The organism is Litoreibacter ponti (genome assembly GCF_003054285.1).
In the GTDB taxonomy this organism is placed as follows: domain Bacteria; phylum Pseudomonadota; class Alphaproteobacteria; order Rhodobacterales; family Rhodobacteraceae; genus Litoreibacter; species Litoreibacter ponti.
Genome location: NZ_QBKS01000001.1, coordinates 2,205,039 through 2,224,282, shown reverse-complemented (window position 1 = coordinate 2,224,282; position 19,244 = coordinate 2,205,039). Strand labels below are relative to the sequence as shown.

General features: G+C 60.1%; 13 protein-coding genes and 1 riboswitch. Of the genes, 4 read left to right on the top strand and 9 right to left on the bottom strand.

All coding sequences use genetic code 11. The annotated features are described in order from the left end of the window. Positions 1-9 precede the first annotated feature (9 nt). The 3 genes from C8N43_RS11320 to C8N43_RS11310 form a co-directional block, all read right to left on the bottom strand. Positions 10-3,417, bottom strand: coding sequence for an ExeM/NucH family extracellular endonuclease (locus tag C8N43_RS11320; protein WP_107845699.1), 3,408 nt, complete (start codon positions 3,415-3,417; stop codon positions 10-12). A gap of 255 nt (positions 3,418-3,672) precedes the next feature. After that, positions 3,673-6,810 carry an efflux RND transporter permease subunit gene (locus C8N43_RS11315; RefSeq protein WP_107845698.1) on the bottom strand — a complete coding sequence of 1,046 codons (3,138 nt, stop codon included), beginning with the start codon at positions 6,808-6,810 and terminating at the stop codon, positions 3,673-3,675. Between the two features lie 10 nt (positions 6,811-6,820). Then, positions 6,821-7,900 carry an efflux RND transporter periplasmic adaptor subunit gene (locus C8N43_RS11310; RefSeq protein WP_158269968.1) on the bottom strand — a complete coding sequence of 360 codons (1,080 nt, stop codon included), beginning with the start codon at positions 7,898-7,900 and terminating at the stop codon, positions 6,821-6,823. A 193-nt stretch (positions 7,901-8,093) separates the two neighbouring features. Between C8N43_RS11310 and C8N43_RS11305 the strand changes: the two genes are divergently transcribed. After that, the gene (locus C8N43_RS11305) at positions 8,094-8,714 is read left to right on the top strand and encodes a TetR/AcrR family transcriptional regulator (RefSeq protein ID WP_245912975.1); all 621 of its coding nucleotides are present in this window, start codon (positions 8,094-8,096) and stop codon (positions 8,712-8,714) included. On the opposite strand, the gene C8N43_RS11300 is transcribed toward C8N43_RS11305, so the two are convergent. Beyond that, positions 8,711-9,154, bottom strand: a complete 444-nt coding sequence (locus tag C8N43_RS11300) for a response regulator (RefSeq protein ID WP_107845696.1) — start codon at positions 9,152-9,154, stop codon at positions 8,711-8,713. The genes C8N43_RS11305 and C8N43_RS11300 overlap by 4 nt on opposite strands. 11 nt (positions 9,155-9,165) lie before the next feature. Next, positions 9,166-10,980, bottom strand: coding sequence for a CHASE domain-containing protein (locus C8N43_RS11295; RefSeq protein WP_245912974.1), 1,815 nt, complete (start codon positions 10,978-10,980; stop codon positions 9,166-9,168). A 176-nt stretch (positions 10,981-11,156) separates the two neighbouring features. Between C8N43_RS11295 and C8N43_RS11290 the strand changes: the two genes are divergently transcribed. Beyond that, positions 11,157-13,376 (top strand): heavy metal translocating P-type ATPase, encoded by a 2,220-nt coding sequence (locus C8N43_RS11290; protein WP_107845695.1) that lies wholly within the window; start codon positions 11,157-11,159, stop codon positions 13,374-13,376. 75 nt (positions 13,377-13,451) lie between these two features. Beyond that, positions 13,452-14,651, top strand: coding sequence for an NAD(P)/FAD-dependent oxidoreductase (locus C8N43_RS11285; protein WP_107845694.1), 1,200 nt, complete (start codon positions 13,452-13,454; stop codon positions 14,649-14,651). Here the strand turns inward: C8N43_RS11285 and kce are convergent. Then, a complete protein-coding gene (gene kce / locus C8N43_RS11280; RefSeq protein WP_107845693.1) occupies positions 14,648-15,571 on the bottom strand; it encodes a 3,5-dioxohexanoate:acetyl-CoA acetone transferase in 924 nt (307 codons plus the stop codon). The two genes, C8N43_RS11285 and kce, sit on opposite strands and share 4 nt — an antisense overlap. Positions 15,572-15,630: 59 nt before the next feature. Between kce and C8N43_RS11275 the strand changes: the two genes are divergently transcribed. After that, positions 15,631-16,395 (top strand): SDR family oxidoreductase, encoded by a 765-nt coding sequence (locus C8N43_RS11275; protein WP_107845692.1) that lies wholly within the window; start codon positions 15,631-15,633, stop codon positions 16,393-16,395. A gap of 89 nt (positions 16,396-16,484) precedes the next feature. Here C8N43_RS11275 and C8N43_RS11270 read toward each other — a convergent pair whose 3' ends face one another. From C8N43_RS11270 to rocF, 3 genes are all read right to left on the bottom strand, one after another. After that, a complete protein-coding gene (locus C8N43_RS11270) occupies positions 16,485-16,919 on the bottom strand; it encodes a 6,7-dimethyl-8-ribityllumazine synthase (RefSeq protein WP_107845691.1) in 435 nt (144 codons plus the stop codon). A gap of 71 nt (positions 16,920-16,990) precedes the next feature. Further along, positions 16,991-17,137: riboswitch (FMN riboswitch) on the bottom strand. A 44-nt stretch (positions 17,138-17,181) separates the two neighbouring features. After that, a complete protein-coding gene (locus C8N43_RS11265) occupies positions 17,182-18,228 on the bottom strand; it encodes an ornithine cyclodeaminase (RefSeq protein ID WP_107845690.1) in 1,047 nt (348 codons plus the stop codon). Then, positions 18,228-19,157 (bottom strand): arginase, encoded by a 930-nt coding sequence (rocF, locus tag C8N43_RS11260; protein ID WP_107845689.1) that lies wholly within the window; start codon positions 19,155-19,157, stop codon positions 18,228-18,230. The genes C8N43_RS11265 and rocF overlap by 1 nt, the downstream gene beginning before the upstream one ends. Positions 19,158-19,244: the final 87 nt, after the last annotated feature.

The following is a 19,244-nucleotide window of genomic DNA, read 5'->3' as shown; positions in this document are numbered from 1 at the left end:
GCGATTGGCCTAGCCCAACAGCATATCGTCAGCGAAGACGATCTCATCTGCGTCGCGCACGCCCCAAAGCTCGATCCGGTCGCGGCCACCTTCGAGTGTCAGCCGGACACCGAAGCCTAGGTCCCGGACATGGGCGATTTCTGCCCCGCCAAGATCGATCACATCGTGGTCGACGTCGAAATCCTTGATCACGGTCTTGTCGCGGCGATGATCCTCTGCCTGCGCGGCAGAAAAGATGAACGTGTCCATGCCGCCGCCGCCGAACGCGATGTCGTTGCGTCCCGATCCCATGGTGATCTGGTCATCACCCGCGCCACCGAAGACAAAGTCGTTGCCTTGACCTCCGTTGATCTCGTCCGAACCGTCGCCGCCGAACAGGACGTCGCGACCGCGTCCGCCCAGCACTACGTCGTCGCCACCTCCGGCAAAGACCACATCATTGCCGCCCTTGGCATCGATCTCGTCCGCGCCTTGCGTGCCGAACAACACATCGCGGCGATTGGTGCCTGCGATCTGGTTGAGCACGGGTTCGAACTCGAAACTGACGATGACAGGGTCGTGGTCCGAGTTGCGCGCCGGGCTGTCGCCATCAAAGAGCGTCGGGTCGCGTCCGAAGTCGAGGTTGTAGTCAATTGCGTCGGCCTCATCGGCATTGATATGCCACTCCGTCACGCCCACCACGTTGTCGGCGAGAGCGTCGTTCGCAAGGGCGTAATCGAGTGTTCCAATCTGGCCGTCGAATACAAAGGAATAGGCATTCTCACCCAGCGTGGCGGCGGCAAGATCGGTGTAGCCCGCATCTGCCAGTACGGTCAGCGGGTCTTCCCGCGCGTAGGCATTCAGATCTCCAAGGATCAGCGTGTTCTCGGAGCCTTGTCCGGTCGGATCGCTGGCGAGCCAATCCGCCAGGATATCTGCGGCCTCGGTCCGGGTGGCGTTGTTATTGCCCTGGCCGTCGCCTTGATTCTCGTCGACCTCAAGACCTGATAGCGAGCCTTTGGATTTCAGGTGATTGACCGAGATCGTGATGGTCTGGCCGGTATCGATATCCTCGAATGTCTGTGCGATGGCGGCACGATTGAGCCCTCGCCCTGCATCGAGCGGGTCGATGAAGTCGCGGCCTTCGAACTCGGTCAGGATCGCCATGTCGCCATTCAAGTCGACCCGGTCTGTCCGGTAGATCATGCCATTGGCAATGGCGTCACCGCCTACGAATTCCTGGCCCGGATCAACGAAGGCGTAGACATCTTCACCAATCGCCGCGTTCACACGGTCGACCAGATCCTGGATCGCGAAGCTGTCGCCCGCGAAGTCATTCTCGATCTCGATGAGACCCAGCACGTCGGCATCAATCTCGACAATTGCATTGATGAGTTTCTCTGCCTGCCGCTCGAACTCTTCAGGCGAGTCTGCCCCGCGCGGGTCGAGGCCAATATCCGTCTGCGCGCCCTCCACATCAATCGTCGTGAAATAGTTCAGCACGTTCAGGCTTGCGACCTTGAAATTGCCACCCAATTCTTCGGTTGTCTGCGGGCGTGGGGCCGTCTGCTCGTAGACCCCTTCGGCGGCGTTAATGCGAAACTCGCCGAAGGAAAACCCCACGACGCCGGAGATTTCCGAGATCGTGTCGCCCATGCGGAAGCTGTCCTCGGCGGTGAGCACGCCGTCATTGCCGTCGATGATCCGCAACTCGTCCGGGTTCTGACTGGACAGGCCATCATCGAGCACGAGCGTGCGCGCGGCGGTCTCCTGCAAATGCTGCTCGAACGCGGCGACATCTGGCGCATTGTCTTGTGTGAACTGGACCGGGCGGCCATCGGACGTCACGTTGTACTGGCCGAAGCGATCAAGGTTGAACAGCTCGGACACGGTCATGTCCTGCTCGATATTCACCAACATGCCCTCATAGGCTTCGAGATTGGCGACGTAGTTGCCGTCGTCATCCTGAAGCACGGTGGCGGTCGGGAATTCGACATCCACGGCCGTCGGTAGCATCTGGTCAGTTTCAAGAACCGCGACGACATCTGCAGAGATCTGTGTCTGCCCGCGGAATTCGGACACGGTGCCGGTGATTTCCACGAGGTCGCCAATTCCGACATCGATATCGGGGTTGCTGCCATCGAAAATGAAAATGCCTTCGGAGGTGAGATCGTTGAAATCGTAGTCGATTTCTTCTTCCTGGATGTAAAATCCGTTGAGATCGCCCTGACTGCCCAGCAGACCGTCCTGGAAATCGGCGGTAACAATGGCCCGAACGGTGACGACTTGGCCTATCAGGGGGCTCAGATCGTCTTCGCCGATCTCTGCCAGATTAGAAGTCGTCGCCTCGCCCTGAATTTCGCTGATGAGCGTGATCTCGGCAGGCGGCGCGATCTCGTTGCTTTCGCCGGGGGTGGCGGTTTGAACGACAAATTCGCCGGACCCATCCGGCAGGCGCGCGACAGATTGGGTTTCGCTGTCACCGTTGGCGTCTTCGTTGAATTGCTCGGTCAGGCCGAGCGCCGCGAGCAGGCCTGTGTCATCGGCTTCATTCGTGTCATAGACGACGGCATCGATCAGATTTTCGGTGGTCGCTGGCGTTCCGTTCGCGGGGGGCGGTCCGCTGTAGAGCGCCACGGCGTCGGCGCCATTTTGTAGCCCATTGGTCGTGAATTCGATCAGGTCGACATTGGGCACATTTGCGGAGCCTACGACGAAATACCCGTTTTCATCTGTGGAGAAGCCGTCGAGCGAGATCGCGTCATAGGACGCGTCGCCATTGCCGTTGAACAACACAAGGCTCAGCCCGTCCAATGATGCATTGCCGACGCCCCCGTCGTAAATCTCGATGAATTCCGCGCTGTCGGTGCTGGCTTGATCCGCATCCACCTCGTTAATGACAAACTGCGCGCCGGGCGGAGGTGTCACAGGCCCACCGGCCGGGAAGGGCGTTGTGGCGGCGGAATTCGTGGTTGCGCCATCAAGCGCGTTTGGTCCCGAGAATGTCCATTGGCTGATATCGAATGTCGGGCTCGCTGTCGTGCCGGGATTGCGAGAGGCCCAGCCGTCGAGATACTCCCACGGCTGCCCAGTGCCATCCACACTAATCTCGCCAAACGTGTCGATCACGGTGCCGTTCTCGAACAGCTCGATGGCATCGTCGCCATTGATTGACGCCACGCTCGAGGTGAAGTCGGGCGCGAACCCGAGGAAGCTTTCAAACGCGTCGCTCTCGGTGCCAATGTAGAGATAGGTGCCCGCGGCCGCGGCTTGCGCGGGGAAGGTGAATTCCTGCCCGTCCGTGCCGCCGCCGTTGTTCGCGGCGCCGACGCCGAAGACCGATAGATCGCTTACATCCGCGGCAACCAGAATCTCGATCGCTTTCGGCAGCCCGCCGGGCAGCGGACCATCCAATACGCCAGTGATAATGAGAGACATCCGTATCCTCCTGAAAACTGCCCGCGTCACATACGTGCGGGCTCTTTGATTTTATGTGGTTGCGCGTAACAACTGCATGAAATGCCGACGGCAGTCTTGCCGCATGGCACATCAGAACTGGCCGAAAAATACAGGCCGATCGCGCGGGAACGTCCGACCAGCGAAGCGCAGAAATTCGGGTCTGGCAAGGGGGAAGGCCAGCGAGGGGAGCGCTGGCCTTCCGGGACCTTACGTCAGTTGCCTATTCCGTCGGCATTATTCTGCCGCAAGATCCAGAACAACGGGCGCAGGGTAGTCGGGTGCCGTTTCACGGGCGTCGCGTTTTTGCCGGCGATACACCAAGGCATAGAGCGGCGGAGTGAAGTAGAAGGACACGACGGTCGAAAGCAGCACACCCCCCGCAATCGCGACCGCGAACGGAGGCCAGAATGCCCCCCCTTCAAGGATCAGGGGAAGGAAACCGCCGAAGGTCGTGATCGTGGTCGATATGATGTGTCGGCTCGACCCGGTGACCACACGCGCCATTGCGGCGCGGTCGCCTGATGCTGCCTGCGGGTCCTGTTGCAAGCCTGTCAGGATAATAATCGCGGCGTTGATCGACACACCGATGGACCCAATGACCCCGATGATCGCATTGATCCCAAACGGGTATTGCATGATCGCGAGCGACAGCATCGACAGCCCTGCGGACAAAACGCAAACCACAAGGGCGATCCCGGTGAGGCGGAAGGAATTGAAGGTTAGCGCGATCGTGGCGATGGTCAGCGTGACGATCAGACCAACAGAGGCCAGAAGATTTCCGACCGTATTGGAGCGCGCGTCGCTGTCGCCACCAAGCTCGAGCGTATAGCCCGACGGCAGCGCAAAGCCGCGCGCGTCGAGTGCGGTGAGCACCTCTTGCAACGCCTCTTCCGGCAGGACGCCGGGGACGATGAACGCCTGAACCGTGTTCTCGCGCAACCCATCGGTGCGGGTGATGACGCTTTCGGAAGGCTCGACGATGAGGCTGGCCAATTCCGACAATGGTACTGCGGGAAATGCCCCCGTGGCAGAGACCTGCGCGGCGTTCGGCAGCAAGATCGGCATGTCGGCGATCGCCTGCAGGTCGCTGTTCAGGCCGTTGCCCAATCGCACGCGCACGGGCAATTGTTCAGTCCCTTCGACGAGCGAGCCTCCGGTCAGACCAACCAGCGCCGTGTTGAGTTGCGCGGCGATGTCGGTCACGTCGAGACCAAGCAGCCGGGCCTTCACCTCGTCGATCTGGAAGCGCACCTGCGGCGCACCACCGTTCACGCCAGCCCTTGCCTGGGTCACTACGTCCAGATCCGCCATGATCGCGCGCACCTCGTCTCCCAGCAGGCGCAGCGTCGAAATATCCTGCCCCTTGATGGAAATTTCGACCGGGGCGTCGACGGGCGGGCCCTGCACAAGACCGCGCACGATCACTTGCGCATCGGGGAACGCCGCGTCGAAGCGGGCCTGCAGATTGCGTACAAGTCGATCTGCGTCTTCGTTCGTGACCGTTGTCACCATCGCCTGCGCGAAGCCGGGCTCCTGCGCGCGATTGCCGACGATGTTGTAGTAGAAGGCGGGCCCGGATTGGCCAACGGTCCAGTATACGCTTTCGACACCGGCATCGGCGCGGATAACGTCGTCCATTTCGGCGACGGTTTGTGCGGTTTGGCTGAGGGCAGAGCCAGATGCCATGTCGATCTCGATATAGAACTGGTCGCGCTCCACACCCGGAAAAAATTGCGCCGTCAGTGTGGGAAACGCGGCGAACCCCAGAACCGGCAGGATCAGTGACACGGCGATTGCGCGGATCGGGTTGTTGACGGCAAGGCGGATTGATCCTTCGAACACGCGCGCGAGGGCGGGCATAGATATGCCACGGCTCAGCGCCGTGCCTTTGTCAGCCTCCGGAAGAATCCAACCGGCCAGCGCGGGCGTGACTGTCAGGGCGACTACTAGCGACCAGATAAGCATCAATACCACTGCGATTGCGATGGATCCTACGAAATCTCCCGCAGGCCCCGGCAACAGGATCATTGGTGTGAACGCCAGCGCCGTCGTGACGGTTGAAGCCAGCAGCGGCGCCGCAAGCCTGCGTACCGCGTCGCCGACCGCATCCTTGCGCGCCATCCCGTCCTGCAAGCGCCTGCGCACCTCGTCGGTCATCACGATCGCCGCGTCGACAAGCAAACCAAGCGCCACGATCAATCCGGTGACCGACATCTGGTGGATCGGCAAGCCGATGAAATTCATCGTGGCCAAGGTGGCAAGAGACACGACCGGTAAGACCAGCGCCACGATCATCGCTGCGCGAACGCCCAACGTGATGAGAAGAACCGCAACGACGAGGCCAACGCCAATCGCCATGTTCGTTCCGACATCGGCAAGCCGGTCCAGTGTGTAGGTGCTTTGATCGAAGAGGAGCGTCTCTTCGATGCCAAGCGGTACTTGGCTGGCGCCCGCGTCAAGCTCGTTACGCAGGAAGCCCATCCAGCGATCGATCTGCACGTTATCTTGGGCCAGGACACCAACCAGGATCGCGGGCTTTCCGTTTGCAATTGCGTATTCGGATACGGGGCTGCGCGGTCCACGATCGATGGTCGCGATGTCGCCAAGCGTCACGGTCGCACCCTGGTCATTTTCGCGCAGAACCACCTGCCGCAATCTGTCGAGCGTCTCGATCTCGCCGGTGACGGAAATCGTCAGATCGACATCGCCCTGAAGCCGTCCCGACTGAACCTTGCCATCGGCCTTTGCAATTCGGTTTGATATCTCGGCTGCGGTTAGCCCGAGCGCGGCGGCCTTGGTCGGGTCGACGCTGACCAGAACTTCCTCTTCGGGCACTCCGAAAAAGTCGACGGCCCGGGTGGAGGGGATCGCGCGCAAGCGATCGCCCAAGGCTTCGGCATGGCGCGACAGGACTGTGACCGGCGTCCCTTCATCGAGGCCGGTAACCGAAATGACCGCGGAATAGGCCGAGATGCCTTCGGCGTTGAATTCCGGTGCCAGAACGCCTGGGGGAAAGTTGCGTCGAGCGTCCTCCACGGCATCGCGCGCTTCTGCCCAGACCTGCTCGATCAAGGCCGCGTCAAGGGTTTCCAACAGCTCGACAGACACCACCGAGACGCCCGATCGGGACACCGAGAAGACAGTGTCGATTTCCGCGATAGAGCGCAGTTCATCTTCGATTTCTGCAGTGACCAACGCCTCGACCCGTTCGGGATCGGCGCCTGGGAACTGCGTGGTTACAGTCGCAAATAGATTGGTGATGGTGGGGTCTTCTTGCCGTCCCAGCGACAGGAAGGACGAAAGGCCTGCTGAGACCAACACAAGGATGGTCAACGCCACAAGGCGCGGTTGGCGGAAGGTCAGGGTTTCCATCGCGCCGCTCCTACATCGACCGGGTCGGTTGGACCCGCTGGCCAACGGTCACCCGCTGCGGACCTTCATCAATCAGAAGCGCACCGTCTGGCAGGCCTGTGCGCACATAGACGCGCGTACTTTCGGCATGCAGCACTTCTACGACCGCGGCGCGAACCGTGTTTTCGTCATCAAGCGCCATAACGGTCCATTGACCGCGCACGCCCTCCTTGAGACTGGTGATCGGCACCCAGACCCCGTCCGCTGGAACCTTCTGGCGCAGGATCAGCATGGCCGTTTGACCGAAGGCGGCACTGGTTGCTTGGGTTTCGAAAATTGCGGTGCGCGTCCGGGTGACAGGGTCAATGTCGGGACGCAAAGTGACCAACCTCGCGGTCAGCTCTTCTCCATTAATCTTTATCAGCGCCTCGCGCAGGTCGGCCTCAGCCACATCCAGCGAAACGCCGAAACGCACCTGCGGATGTGAGAGCTTAACCAGACTCATCAGGGGCTGACCCGCGCCAAGGGTCTCGCCGCCATCCACAAAACGCTGGGTGACGCGGCCATCAAATGGCGCCCGCAGTTCGGACTTTCCGATCCGGATATCGATGTTGCGCAATCCCGCCTCGATCTCGGCAATGCGCGACCGAAGCTCATCTTGCCGAGCGACGGCTTCGTCGACGCCTTCCTGACTGGTGAAGCCGCGTTTGTTCAGCTCCGCCCGGCGTTCGGTCGTCTGAATTGCGAACTTCAATTGAGCCTTCGTCGCGGATCGCGACGCTTCAAGCTGGCCGCGTTCCGCCTGTAAAAGCGACAAGTCTTGGCGTGCGAGCGTTTGCCCCGCAGCGACCTGCGCTCCTTCGTCTACCAGAACTTCGTCTAACTGACCGGGAAGCTCGAATGAGATGGATACGGTTTTGTTCGGCTCGATCTGTCCGACGAATGCACGGGTGACGTCGTATCCGTTCTTTCGATCCAGCGGCGTCGCTGAAACCGGGATGATTGGTGCCGGGTCAGGTGATGGCGCGGCGTCGGCGCGACGCGTTAGCTCAGTCGCTCCAAATTGAACACTTACAGCTGCGCCCGCAAGGATCGCGAGGGTGAGGCCCACACGCCCGACACGTCGAATTGCGCGGCGAAAGCGTCCCGGCTTTTCGGGGGCATCGGAATGGGGTTTGCGATCAGACATGGCCGAATCCTTTGCAAGTTAGTCGCGCTAACATAAGTTAGAAGTGCTTACTTTGACAAGTGCTACGGGTTCTGCGATGGATTGGATCATGAAAGAGCCAACAAAAACGCAATCCTTGAAGACGACTTCCGAGCCTGAGAGCGGCCTTGCGAAATCGGGATATCACCATGGTGATCTGCGCGCGGGCCTGATCGAAGCGACGCGCCGCTTGGTCGAAGAAAAGGGGCCCGACGGGTTCTCAGTCTCGGATGCATGCCGCTTGGCGGGCGTGTCCACCGCCGCGCCGTACAAGCACTTCAAAAGCAAGACAGATATGCTGGTTGCCGTCGTTCTTGAGGGGATGGCGCGGCACCGCGAGAACATGGAAGCCTCGCTTGCAGAGATACCCGCCAAGTCGCCGCAACGCATCAAGGCGTTGGGCTCTGAATATGTGAATTTCGCGCTGGAAGAGCCGGGGGTCTTTCGGTTGAAATTTGGCGGATTCACCGACGGGCTCGATGACGAGCGGCTGCAGCAAGCCGGGGAGCAGACTTTCGGAATTGTTTTGCGAGAAGTCGCGTTATGTCTGGATGAGAAGTCCATTACCGATGAGGTGCGCCGCCGCGGTTTTATGCTTTGGAGTTTTGTGCATGGCCTGTCTTTCATACTTCACGATAATCGCCTGTCGAAAATGGGGGGTGATGTCGAATTGGATTTTCTGTTGCAAGACGTCGCCGAGCGCGTATTGGCCAATTAGATGCGGTCCAAGCTTCTGTCGCCCGAGGTTTTTGGAGCCTCGCAGATGTCCCAGAAGCGATTAAGCGTGTCGATGGTTTCGCGCATTTCAGAAGTTCCAACCGGTTTGACGACGTAGCCGCAAGCCTGTCTTTCGTAGGCACGATCAATATCTCGCGGATCGTCAGAGGTCGTAATTACCACGACGCGTGATTTGCGCAGGCCTTCCTCATGTCGGAGCGCTTCAAGGAAATCATGGCCGTTCATGCGCGGCATATTGATGTCCAAAAGAATGACGAATGGGTCCTCAATCTTCGTCTCGCAATGCCGTTCTTTCAGAATGTCCAGCGCCTCCAGCCCGTCATGGGCGCGGACGAGTGCGTTTTCGTGGCCCGAGCCCTTCAGCGCGCGCCTAAACAGAATGACGTCGATGTCATTGTCTTCGACAAGAAGTATATTCATCTGCTTTCCCCTCATGCGGCTTGCTCGCACGGTAGTTCATTCGGCGACGAAGTTTCGATCGGCCAAAGAAACCTGAAAGTAGCTCCCTTACCCGGTTCTGACTCGACCCAGACGTGTCCCCCGTTCTGCACAACGGCTTTCTTGACAATAGCGAGGCCAAGACCGGTACTTTCTGCCGCAGAGCTCATGCGCAGGGTCTGGAACATTTCGAAAACCTTGGCGTGGTAGGCTTCGTCGATGCCGGGCCCATTGTCGCTGACGGCAATCTCCATCCAGTCACCCGACTCTGTCGCTGTCAGGATCACCTTGATGGGACGTTTGTTGTCGTGATGTTTGATCGCGTTGGTCACCAGGTTTTCCAGTACGCGGCGACATGAACTTGGCGCGACAGAAATCTGATCGACCGATCCGTTAAGGTCGAGCGCGTCTGAAGGCAGGTCGAGATCTGATCGCAGGTCCGTTACGAACTTGCGAAGGTCAAGTGGAGGCTCGTCAGCTTGCGCGCACCCGGACCGAGAGAACTCAAGAATTCCGGACGTGAGGTTCTGCATTCGGCGCACCCGCTCCTCGATAAGCTCCAGGCCCATTGCGACGTCCGGGTTTGCATCTTTCGATGACATGTATTCCTTGAGATCTTCCCGAAGCAGTCCGGTCAGCCCGCCGATGCCACGAATTGGTGTCTTCAGGTCGTGTGACGCCGCATAGGCGAACTGCTGAAGCTCGGAATTGGTCCGCTCGAGTGTTTCGGTCTTCTGCCGTAACTCTTCCGTCACGCGGTCCGCGTACTTGATCGCGGATTTGTGCGCGCGGGACAGCATCAGGAAAATCGAGATCAGCAAGGCTTCGATGATCAGGCCGCCGATGAGGATCAGAATCGGCTGTGACACAGAGTTGCCTTGCCGAAAGGCAAGGTTTGTTCGCACGTCCAATTGCCACTCTCTGCCGTAGAGTGGCAGCTTGATTTCCCGCGTAAATAGCGGGTCCGGGTCATAGAGTGGATCGTCTGCGAGGTGCTCATCATAGATCGTCTCGCCATCGTCAGAGATCGACAGGTTTATCTGTCTGAGCTCTTGGGACAGCAATCCATCCAGCAACTTGCGAACAACAAAAGGCGCGTAGACCGCGCCGAGGAAATTCTCACGCCGTGAAGTGACATCCGGTTGCGGACCACCTGCAAAAAATGGCGCATAGAAGAGAAATCCGGGTGTGGCTCCCTCGTCCTGTACCAACACGATCGGTCCGGTGATCTGGGCTTTGCCGGTGTCGCGGCTCGCAAGAGCAGCTGTTCTGCGGTTTTCCTCATGGGCGACGTCCAGGCCGACTGCCGCCGCGTTGCTGGCCTGCGGTTCGATAAAGGAAATCGGCATGCTTACGGCTTGGTCGTGTTGCGGATGGATGACGAAGTCGGCCCGTTCAGCCCTTCGCGTGCGCAGATACTCTTGATCGTTGGCCCCATCGAGGAAGTGGATCACCCCAATCCCGTTGATGCCCGGGTATCTCTCTTCAATTCTAAGATTTTGAGAAAAGATGCGCCATTGCTTCAGCGTCATGTCGCCTCCATGGGACTCGACGGCTGAAACACCGGCCCAAAGAGCATCCTCATACTTGTTCATCCGATCTTCGATCAGGCCCACGGTCCGATCCAGCGAGCTTTCAAACCGTTGCCTGATCTGCTTTTCGACCTGTTGTTCGGCGATTTGCCATGCGATCAGCGTCATCACCAGGGAGAGGAGAACAACGACCCAATGCACGCCTTTCATCCCCGTTGCCGGGATGAAATCGCTGAGCCAGTTCCGGCCTGATCTGAAGGACTCTCCGACGTGCATAAGGCGAATTCATCGGACTCAATGCTTTACATCCCGTAAATCCGGCAGCTCTAGCGCGGCTCAATCACGAAGTCCGCGAGCAACGAAAAGCATCATTGCGCTTGTTTTCCTTGAACGTTCCGATGCTTATATACATCTCGAATTTTACGGATTTTTGCTGAAATGGCAGCTTTGACATGGAACTCGCGACCGAAACTTTTGCTCTGAAAGGTCTGTCCTGCGCGGCCTGCGCGGGGCGTGTTGAGCGGGCATTTGCGGCCGAACCGAAGATAGTCCAATCGTCCGTTAACCTTGCGACCGATACAGCGACCGTTACATGGGACGCGGATCTATTGGCCGTTCAGGACATCGTTGGCGTCGTGGAAGGTGCGGGTTATGGGGCGGAGCTTCTTTCGCCGCAGGACGATCCGGATCAGGCCCGCGACGTAGAGTACGAAGCATTGCGCCGGGACACAGCCATTGCGGCGTTCCTGACACTTCCGGTCTTCTTGGTCGAGATGGGCAGCCATTTTGTGCCGGGGGTTGCTGCAGCTCTGGATGCAACGATTGGAATGGCCACACTCTGGATCATCCAGTGGGTGATGATTACGGCCGTGATGGCATGGCCGGGGCGAAGGTTCTGGATCGCGGGCGCGCGGTCGCTGGTTCACGCCGCGCCCGATATGAATGCTTTGGTCGCAATCGGAACCACGGCAGCCTGGGCCTATTCCAGTGTCGCGATTTTCCTTCCGGCGGCGCTGCCGGATGGTGCGCAGAAGGTTTATCTGGAGGCCGCAGGGGTCATTGTTACCCTCATTCTTCTGGGCCGATTGCTGGAGGTGGGCGCAAAAGGACGCACCGGGGCCGCAGTCGCGCGGCTGCTGCGGTTGACCCCTAAGGAGGCGATGGTTCAACGCAATGAAGAGTGGGCTGTCCTGCCACTCTCCGAGGTTCGGGTCGGCGACCGCATCCGCCTGAGGCCCGGCGAGCAAGTCCCCGTTGATGGCACCGTCAGGGCAGGCGAGAGTTTTGTGGACGAAAGCATGATCACGGGCGAGCCGACCGCGATCGCAAAATCGTCTGGGGACCATGTCGTGGCCGGGACGGTGAACGGAACTGGCATGGTCGAGTTTGAAGCGACCGCGGTGGGCCAGGACACGGTCCTGTCCGGAATTGTGCGCATGGTCCGCGAAGCGCAGGGGGCGAAGCTTCCGATCCAGGCGCTTGTCGATCAAGTTGTACGGTGGTTCGTACCGGTGGTCTTGGTGATTGCCAGCGCCACGGTTCTGATTTGGCTGGCGTTCGGGGCGCAGTTTGGACTGGCGCTTGTGGCCGGCGTGTCGGTGTTGATCGTGGCGTGCCCCTGCGCGATGGGCCTTGCGACGCCGACTTCGGTGATGGTCGGAACCGGGCGCGCGGCGGAAGAGGGCGTTCTGTTTCGCAAGGGTGATGCCCTGCAAAGATTGTCCGATGCCAAGGTCATCGCCTTCGACAAGACGGGTACGTTGACGGAAGGCCAGCCAGAGCTTTTGGACATAGTCACGGGGAAAGGCGAAGACGAGGACGAACTTCTCGCTCTTGCAGCAGCGGTCGAGCAGTATTCGGAACACCCGCTCGCCGCGGCGATTGCAAGGGCCGCAGGTCAGCGCGGATTGAAACTGCGCGATGCGCGGGATTTCCACGCGACAGCCGGAAAGGGTGCTGTCGGAATTGTCGAAGGCCGAAAGGTAGAGATCGGGTCCGCAGGTTTTCTGAATGCAAAGACGCCATTCGCGGAAGAGACAGCGCGCCTCACCGAAATGGGCCAGACGGTTGTTTACCTGTCGCTCGATGGGGAGATCAGGGCAGCTTTCGGGATAGCAGACCGGATCAAGGATAATGCGCGCGACACGATTTCGGGTCTGCATGCCAAGGGCTTCCGCACGGTGATGATCACTGGGGACGCCGAGGCCACGGCGCGCGCTGTAGCGCGCCAAATCGGGTTGGACGATGTCATCGCGGGTGTGATGCCGGACCAGAAGGCGGCCGCGATCCGCGATCTGGGCGACGGCGTCGCCTTTGTGGGCGACGGGATCAATGACGCCCCCGCCTTGGCGCGCGCGGATGTGGGCATCGCCATGGGCACCGGTACAGATGTGGCGATGGAGACGGCTGATGTGGTGCTGATGTCCGGCAACCTCGCCGGTGTGTCCAAGGCGCTTGAGGTCTCGCGCCGCACAATGCGCAATATTCGGCAAAACCTGTTTTGGGCGTTCATCTACAATGTGCTGCTGATACCGGTTGCGGCCGGTGTTCTCTACCCCTTCGCGGGCTTGCTGTTGTCGCCGATGTTGGCGGCCGGGGCGATGGCTTTGTCCAGCGTCTTCGTGGTGACAAATGCCTTGCGTCTCAAGACAGCAGGCGGGCCACTCGCCTGAATTCGCCCGACAAGACTTGCATCGTGAAGCCCTCTCGTATCTGGTTTTGCGTGAGCTAGTCGAAGGGTCAGATCGATGCCAGCACCGGAACACAAAAGCTACGATGTCGTCATCGTTGGTGGTGCGATGTACGGCTCTTCTGTCGCGTGGTGGCTGTCGCGCAATCGAGATTTCGGCGGAACGATCTTGGTGGTCGAGCGCGATCCGACCTATGAGTTCGCCTCAACCTCGCACACCAACAGCTGCATTCGGCAGCAATTCTCGGCCGAGGTAAATATCCGGGTTTCCCAGTTTGGCGCGGAGTTCATCAAGAATTTTCGCGAGTTCATGCAGGATAATGAGGCGCCCGACATCCTTCTGCAAAGCTACGGATATATGTATCTGGCCGACACGCCCGAATTCAACGAGACCTTGCGCACGTCCCAGCTCGTACAGACGCGGCTTGGCGCGGGAACCAAGCATCTCAGCCCGGAAGAGATTGCGCAGGCCTATCCATTCTACAATCTTGATGGCATTCTTGGTGCCAATCATAACCAAGTGGACGAGGGCTATTTCGACGGCGGAACGATCTTTGACTGGTGGCGCAAGGCGTCGCGCGCGGCTGGGGTGGAATTTCTCCATGACGAGGTTGTCGGGGTTGACCTCGCGCCGGATGGTCGGCGCGTCGACGCGGTGCGGCTTGCGTCTGGTGAGGTAATTTCCTGTGGCACCTTCGTCAATTGCGCGGGCCCTCGCGCCGCGCAGACGGCGGCGATGGCCAAGATCGATATCCCTGTCGAGCCGCGTAAGCGCTACACTTTCATCTTTGACGCCGCGGAGCCGCTGGATCGCGACCTGCCGCTGACGATTGACCCCTCGGGTGTCCATATGCGTTCCGATGGGCGCTACTATTTGGCTGGATGCCCGCCTGACCATGATACGGCCGTGGGCTACGAGGACTTCCTGTTCGACCACTCGATCTGGGAAGAAAAGGTCTGGCCGGTCATCGCGACCCGCGTACCTGCCTTCGAGCGCGTAAAGCTGATCAATTCCTGGGTGGGTCATTACGCGTTCAACACGCTCGACCAAAACGCGATTATCGGACCCCATGACCATGTGGAAAACTTCATCTTTGTGAACGGATTCTCCGGGCACGGGCTGCAACAATCCCCAGCCATGGGACGCGGCGTTGCGGAGTGGATTACCTATGGAACGTATAAATCCTTGGACCTGAGCCCCTTTGGCTACGGGCGAATCGCCCGGGCCGAGAAGTTTGTGGAAAAGGCTGTGATCTAAAACGCGGTCTTGTCGCCGCCCTTGAGCGCAAGAATCGTGCGAGCCTCATCCGGCGCCGCGATGCGGCGCCCGACCCCTTCGACGATCATCCGGGCACGTGCGACCTGCGCCGCACTGGACGGTGCCATGACACCCTTCTCAAGCCAAAGCGAGTCCTCCAGGCCGACGCGAATATTGCCGCCTTGCGCCGCGGACAGGGCGGCCAGCGGCATCTGATGGCGACCTGCGCCGAGCACGGACCAGCGATACTCATCGCCGAACAAACGATCTGCCGTGCGTTTCATATGCGCAACGTCATTGGGATGCGGGCCGATCCCGCCAAGCAGGCCAAACACCGTCTGGATAAAGAGCGGCCCCGTCACGAGCCCTTGATCGCGGAAATGCGCGAGGTTGTAGAGATGAGCGGTGTCGTAGCATTCGAATTCGAACCGCGTGCCGGCGTCCTTCAAAGTCTCGAGAATATATCTGATGTCACGAAAAGTGTTGCGGAAGATGATGTCATGATTGCCAAGATAGTCCTCTTCCCATTGATGCGTGAGCTCGGGAAACCGGTTGAGCATGCCAAAGAGGCCGAAATTCATCGAACCCATGTTCAGCGAGGCAAGTTCGGGTTGCCAGTGCTGGGCGGGCTGTACGCGCTCTTCGACCGTCATCGTCGGCGCGCCGCCTGTGGTGATGTTGATCACCACATCCGAGCGCGCCTTGATGGCCCCAAGGATCGGGGCGAAGGCCTGCGGGCTTTGATCGGGCGCGCCGGTTTCGGGATCGCGGGCATGGAGGTGCACGATGGCAGCACCGGCTTCAGCAGCCTCAACGGCTGCATCTACGATCTCCTGCGGGCGCACGGGCAGGGCTTTTGACATGGACGGGGTGTGGATCGCGCCGGTGATCGCGGCTGTGATGATGACGGGATTGGACATCGCAATGCTCCTTTGCGGTGATAGTGTCCGATCACGGCAAGTCAGGGAAGGGCGCAGGTATGGATTTGGGACTAAACGGCCACCGGGTGATCGTAACAGCGGGCGCTTCTGGCATTGGGCGGGCGATAGCGGAAGGCTTCCGAGCGGAAGGCGCACGGGTTATCATCTGCGATATCGACGAGGCCGCGCTTGCAGGCGTTGTCGGCATGGAAAGTGCGCGGGTCGATGTGTCGGATCGGACGGCGGTCGCGCGCTTCATGGACGAGAGCATAGCCGCGATGGGCGGGCTTGATTGTCTGGTCAACAATGCCGGGACCGCAGGTCCGACGGCGGCCGTGGAGGACATGCCGCCGGACGGCTGGGACGACACGCTGGCGGTGTGCCTGACGTCACAATTCAACACGACGCGCTGCTCGGTCGAGGCGCTGAAGGCCAGCCGGAATGGCTCGATCATCAATCTCTCCTCGCTGGCAGGAAGGGTCGGCTTTGCCATGCGCACGCCCTACGCGGCAGCCAAATGGGGGGTGGTCGGGTTCACCAAGTCCCTAGCGTTGGAGCTGGGGCCATCCGGGGTCCGGGTGAATGCGATCCTGCCGGGGCTGGTCGCCGGTGACCGTCAACGCCGCGTTCTCGAGGCCAAGGCGCAACGATTAGGCCAGAGCTACGCAGAGACCGAGGCGCAGGCCTTCTCTCACGTCTCGATCAAGGAGTATGTGACGCCAGAGCAGATCGCGGATCAGTGCCTGTTTCTGGCGTCCGAGCGCGGGCGGACGATCTCGGGGCAAGCGATCTCGATCTGCGGGGACACGCAGCGTCTGGCCTGAACGGGTGTCAGGCGCAAGATTTCCAAACCGGAGGGTCAGAGGTCAGCCGACCCTCCGGGTAGAATACGGTTAAAGCAATGAAATGCAGATCAGGCGGCGAGAGCCGCGCGTGTTTTGCCGATCATCAGCGCGGCTTCGGCGGCCTCGCGGCCCTTGGTGACGAAGTGCTCGCGGTAGATCGCCATATGGTGCTCCGTTTCCTGAAAATGATGCGGGGTCAGGGAGACCGAAAGCACCGGAACCCCGGTATCGAGCCCTGCGCGCATCAGCCCATCTACGACCGCCTGCGCCACGAAATCATGGCGGTAAATCCCGCCATCGACCACAAGCGCGGCGCACGCAACGGCGGCGTATTGACCCGATCCGGCGAGTTCTTTTGCCAAGAGCGGCATCTCGAATGCGCCCGGCACATCGAAGATATCCGTCTGCGCCGCCGGGATCAGCTGATTGAAGCCCACAAGGGCCTGCGAGACGATATCGGAATGCCAGTTGGCTTTGACGAACGCGTATTTTGTGAGTGTCATTTGTAATCTCCTTCGCAACAGACACGTCACAGCGGCGATCACGGGCACGCCTCCCCATGACGGGGCTGCGCGCTCGTTCTCTTTCATCCGGACTATGACCGTCGGCTCAGGAGTTGCACCTGATCTGCTGACCCCTCTCTCGCGAGAGGGCGCTCGCGGGCTTACGGCTGATGCCGCTTACCGCCGGTGGGGAATTCCGCCCCGCCCTGAGAACGTGCCTAAGATTGCAAGCGCATGCGGGGCGCGCAAGAGCAATTGCGTCTCACGTTGCGGCGCGTGCGACCATTCCGAACAAATCGCGCGGATCATCGGGATCGGCGAGCATGTCGAGGTCGACGAAATGGGGATATCGCTCCAGCTGGTCGCGGACATAACGCAGGGCCGAGAAATCTTCGGTCGCGAAGCCGACACTGTCGAACAGGGTGATCTGCTCGGGACTGGAGCGGCCCGGAACTTGACCCGTCATCACGCGCCACAGCTCGGTCACCTGATGATCGGGATCAAGCTGCTGGATCTCGCCCTCGATACGGGTTTGCGGCGGATACTCCACGAAAATATCCGAGCGCAGAAGGATGTCGCGGTGCAGCTCCGTCTTGCCAGGGCAATCGCCCCCGATGGCGTTGATATGCACGCCGCTGCCAACCATGTTGTCGGTGAGGATCGTCGCATATTGCTTGTCTGCGGTGCAGGTGGTGATGATCTGCGCCCCGGTGACAGCCTCTTGTGCAGACGCGCAGGTGACCACCTTCAATCCGGTTGCCTGCAGATTGCGCGCGGCCTTTTCGGTTGCCTCAGTATCGATATCATGGAGCCTGACGGTGTGGATACCGACAACCTGCTGGAAGGCCAGTGCCTGAAACTCGCATTGTGCGCCATTGCCGATCATCGCCATGGTACCAGCGCTTTCAGGCGCCAGATATTTGGCCACCAGCGCAGAGGTCGCGGCTGTCCGCAGGGCGGTCAGGATCGTCATTTCTGACAACAACACCGGATAGCCATTGTCCACGCGCGCCAAAACCCCGAAGGCCGTGACTGTCTGGAACCCGCGCGCCATGTTGGCCGGGTGCCCGTTTACATACTTGAACCCGTAGCTCTCGCCATCAGAGGTCGGCATCAACTCGATCACGCCCTCATCGGAATGCGCCGCGACGCGAGGGGTCTTGTCGAATTGCTCCCACCGCTTGAAATCCTGCTCGATGTACTCAGCGATTTCGGCAATCATCCGGGCGGGGCCGATCGCGTTCACGAGGTTCATCATGTTGTCGACCGAGACGAAGGGGACAAGGGCGAGTTTGGATGGTTTGGACATTAGAACCTCCGGGTGGGACGGTCGAGCACCTTGCGGCCCATCAGGCTTGCGCAGAGATCGACCATGAGGCTGGCCGTGCGCCCGCGCTCATCGAGAAAAGGGTTGAGCTCGACCAGATCGAGCGAGGTGACGAGGCCGCTGTCGCAGAGCATTTCCATCACCAAATGAGCCTCACGAAACGTTGCACCGCCCGGCACCGTGGTACCAACGGCGGGCGCGATAGCGGGGTCGAGGAAATCCACGTCGAGCGAAACATGCAGCGCGCCGTTTGCTGCGCGCACCCGATCAAGGAAGGCGCGTAGTGGTGCTGCGATGCCGTGCTCGTCGATGGCGCGCATATCATGCACATCGACCCGGGCGGCTGCGAGTGCCGCATTTTCTGCCGGATCGACCGACCGAATGCCCAGCATGCAGACATTGGCGGGATCCACTTTGGCGCGGAGCGGCGGGTAGGCATCGAACCCGCCAAGACCGCAGAAATAAGCGACCGGCGTGCCATGCAAATTGCCGCTGCCCGTCGTTTCCAGCGTGTGGAAATCCGGATGCGCGTCGAGCCAGAGCGCGAAAAGCGGCCTGTCTTTTTCGGCCCAATGCCGCGCCACTCCGGGCACAGTTCCGATGGACAGGCTGTGGTCTCCGCCAAGAAAGATCGGCATCGCGTCGCTGGCCGCGGCGTCGAAGGCGGCTTGCTCAAGGGCTGTGGCCCAGCCAATCGTCTCGCTCAGATCATGGATCGCAGGGTTCGAATGCTTGGTGGCATCGACCGTCTCCGGGCGCACGTTCCCGCGGTCGTCGACCTTGTGGCCAAGACTGACAAGCGTGTCTTCCAACCGAGCCGTACGAAAGGCGTCCGGGCCCATGATGCAGCCGGGCTGACTTGCGCCAGACTGGACCGGAGCGCCGACAAGGGTGCAGGTTTTGGGTGTCATGGATGTCTCCTGAATTGGTTCGAGACTAGTTGTTTCTGGTGTCGAAACAGACAGAATTTTTGGAAAAAATGCCGATTGTTATTTACA

Bases quoted from the DNA above. Each gene is read 5' to 3' on its own strand.
- C8N43_RS11285 (WP_107845694.1), top strand. From the start codon at position 13,452: ATGCCAGCACCGGAACACAAAAGCTACGATGTCGTCATCGTTGGTGGT.
- C8N43_RS11315 (WP_107845698.1), bottom strand. From the start codon at position 6,810: ATGGAAACCCTGACCTTCCGCCAACCGCGCCTTGTGGCGTTGACCATC.
- C8N43_RS11295 (WP_245912974.1), bottom strand. From the start codon at position 10,980: ATGCACGTCGGAGAGTCCTTCAGATCAGGCCGGAACTGGCTCAGCGAT.
- C8N43_RS11320 (WP_107845699.1), bottom strand. From the start codon at position 3,417: ATGTCTCTCATTATCACTGGCGTATTGGATGGTCCGCTGCCCGGCGGG.
- rocF (WP_107845689.1), bottom strand. From the start codon at position 19,157: ATGACACCCAAAACCTGCACCCTTGTCGGCGCTCCGGTCCAGTCTGGC.
- C8N43_RS11275 (WP_107845692.1), top strand. From the start codon at position 15,631: ATGGATTTGGGACTAAACGGCCACCGGGTGATCGTAACAGCGGGCGCT.
- C8N43_RS11265 (WP_107845690.1), bottom strand. From the start codon at position 18,228: ATGTCCAAACCATCCAAACTCGCCCTTGTCCCCTTCGTCTCGGTCGAC.
- C8N43_RS11290 (WP_107845695.1), top strand. From the start codon at position 11,157: ATGGAACTCGCGACCGAAACTTTTGCTCTGAAAGGTCTGTCCTGCGCG.
- C8N43_RS11270 (WP_107845691.1), bottom strand. From the start codon at position 16,919: ATGACACTCACAAAATACGCGTTCGTCAAAGCCAACTGGCATTCCGAT.
- kce (WP_107845693.1), bottom strand. From the start codon at position 15,571: ATGTCCAATCCCGTCATCATCACAGCCGCGATCACCGGCGCGATCCAC.
- C8N43_RS11300 (WP_107845696.1), bottom strand. From the start codon at position 9,154: ATGAATATACTTCTTGTCGAAGACAATGACATCGACGTCATTCTGTTT.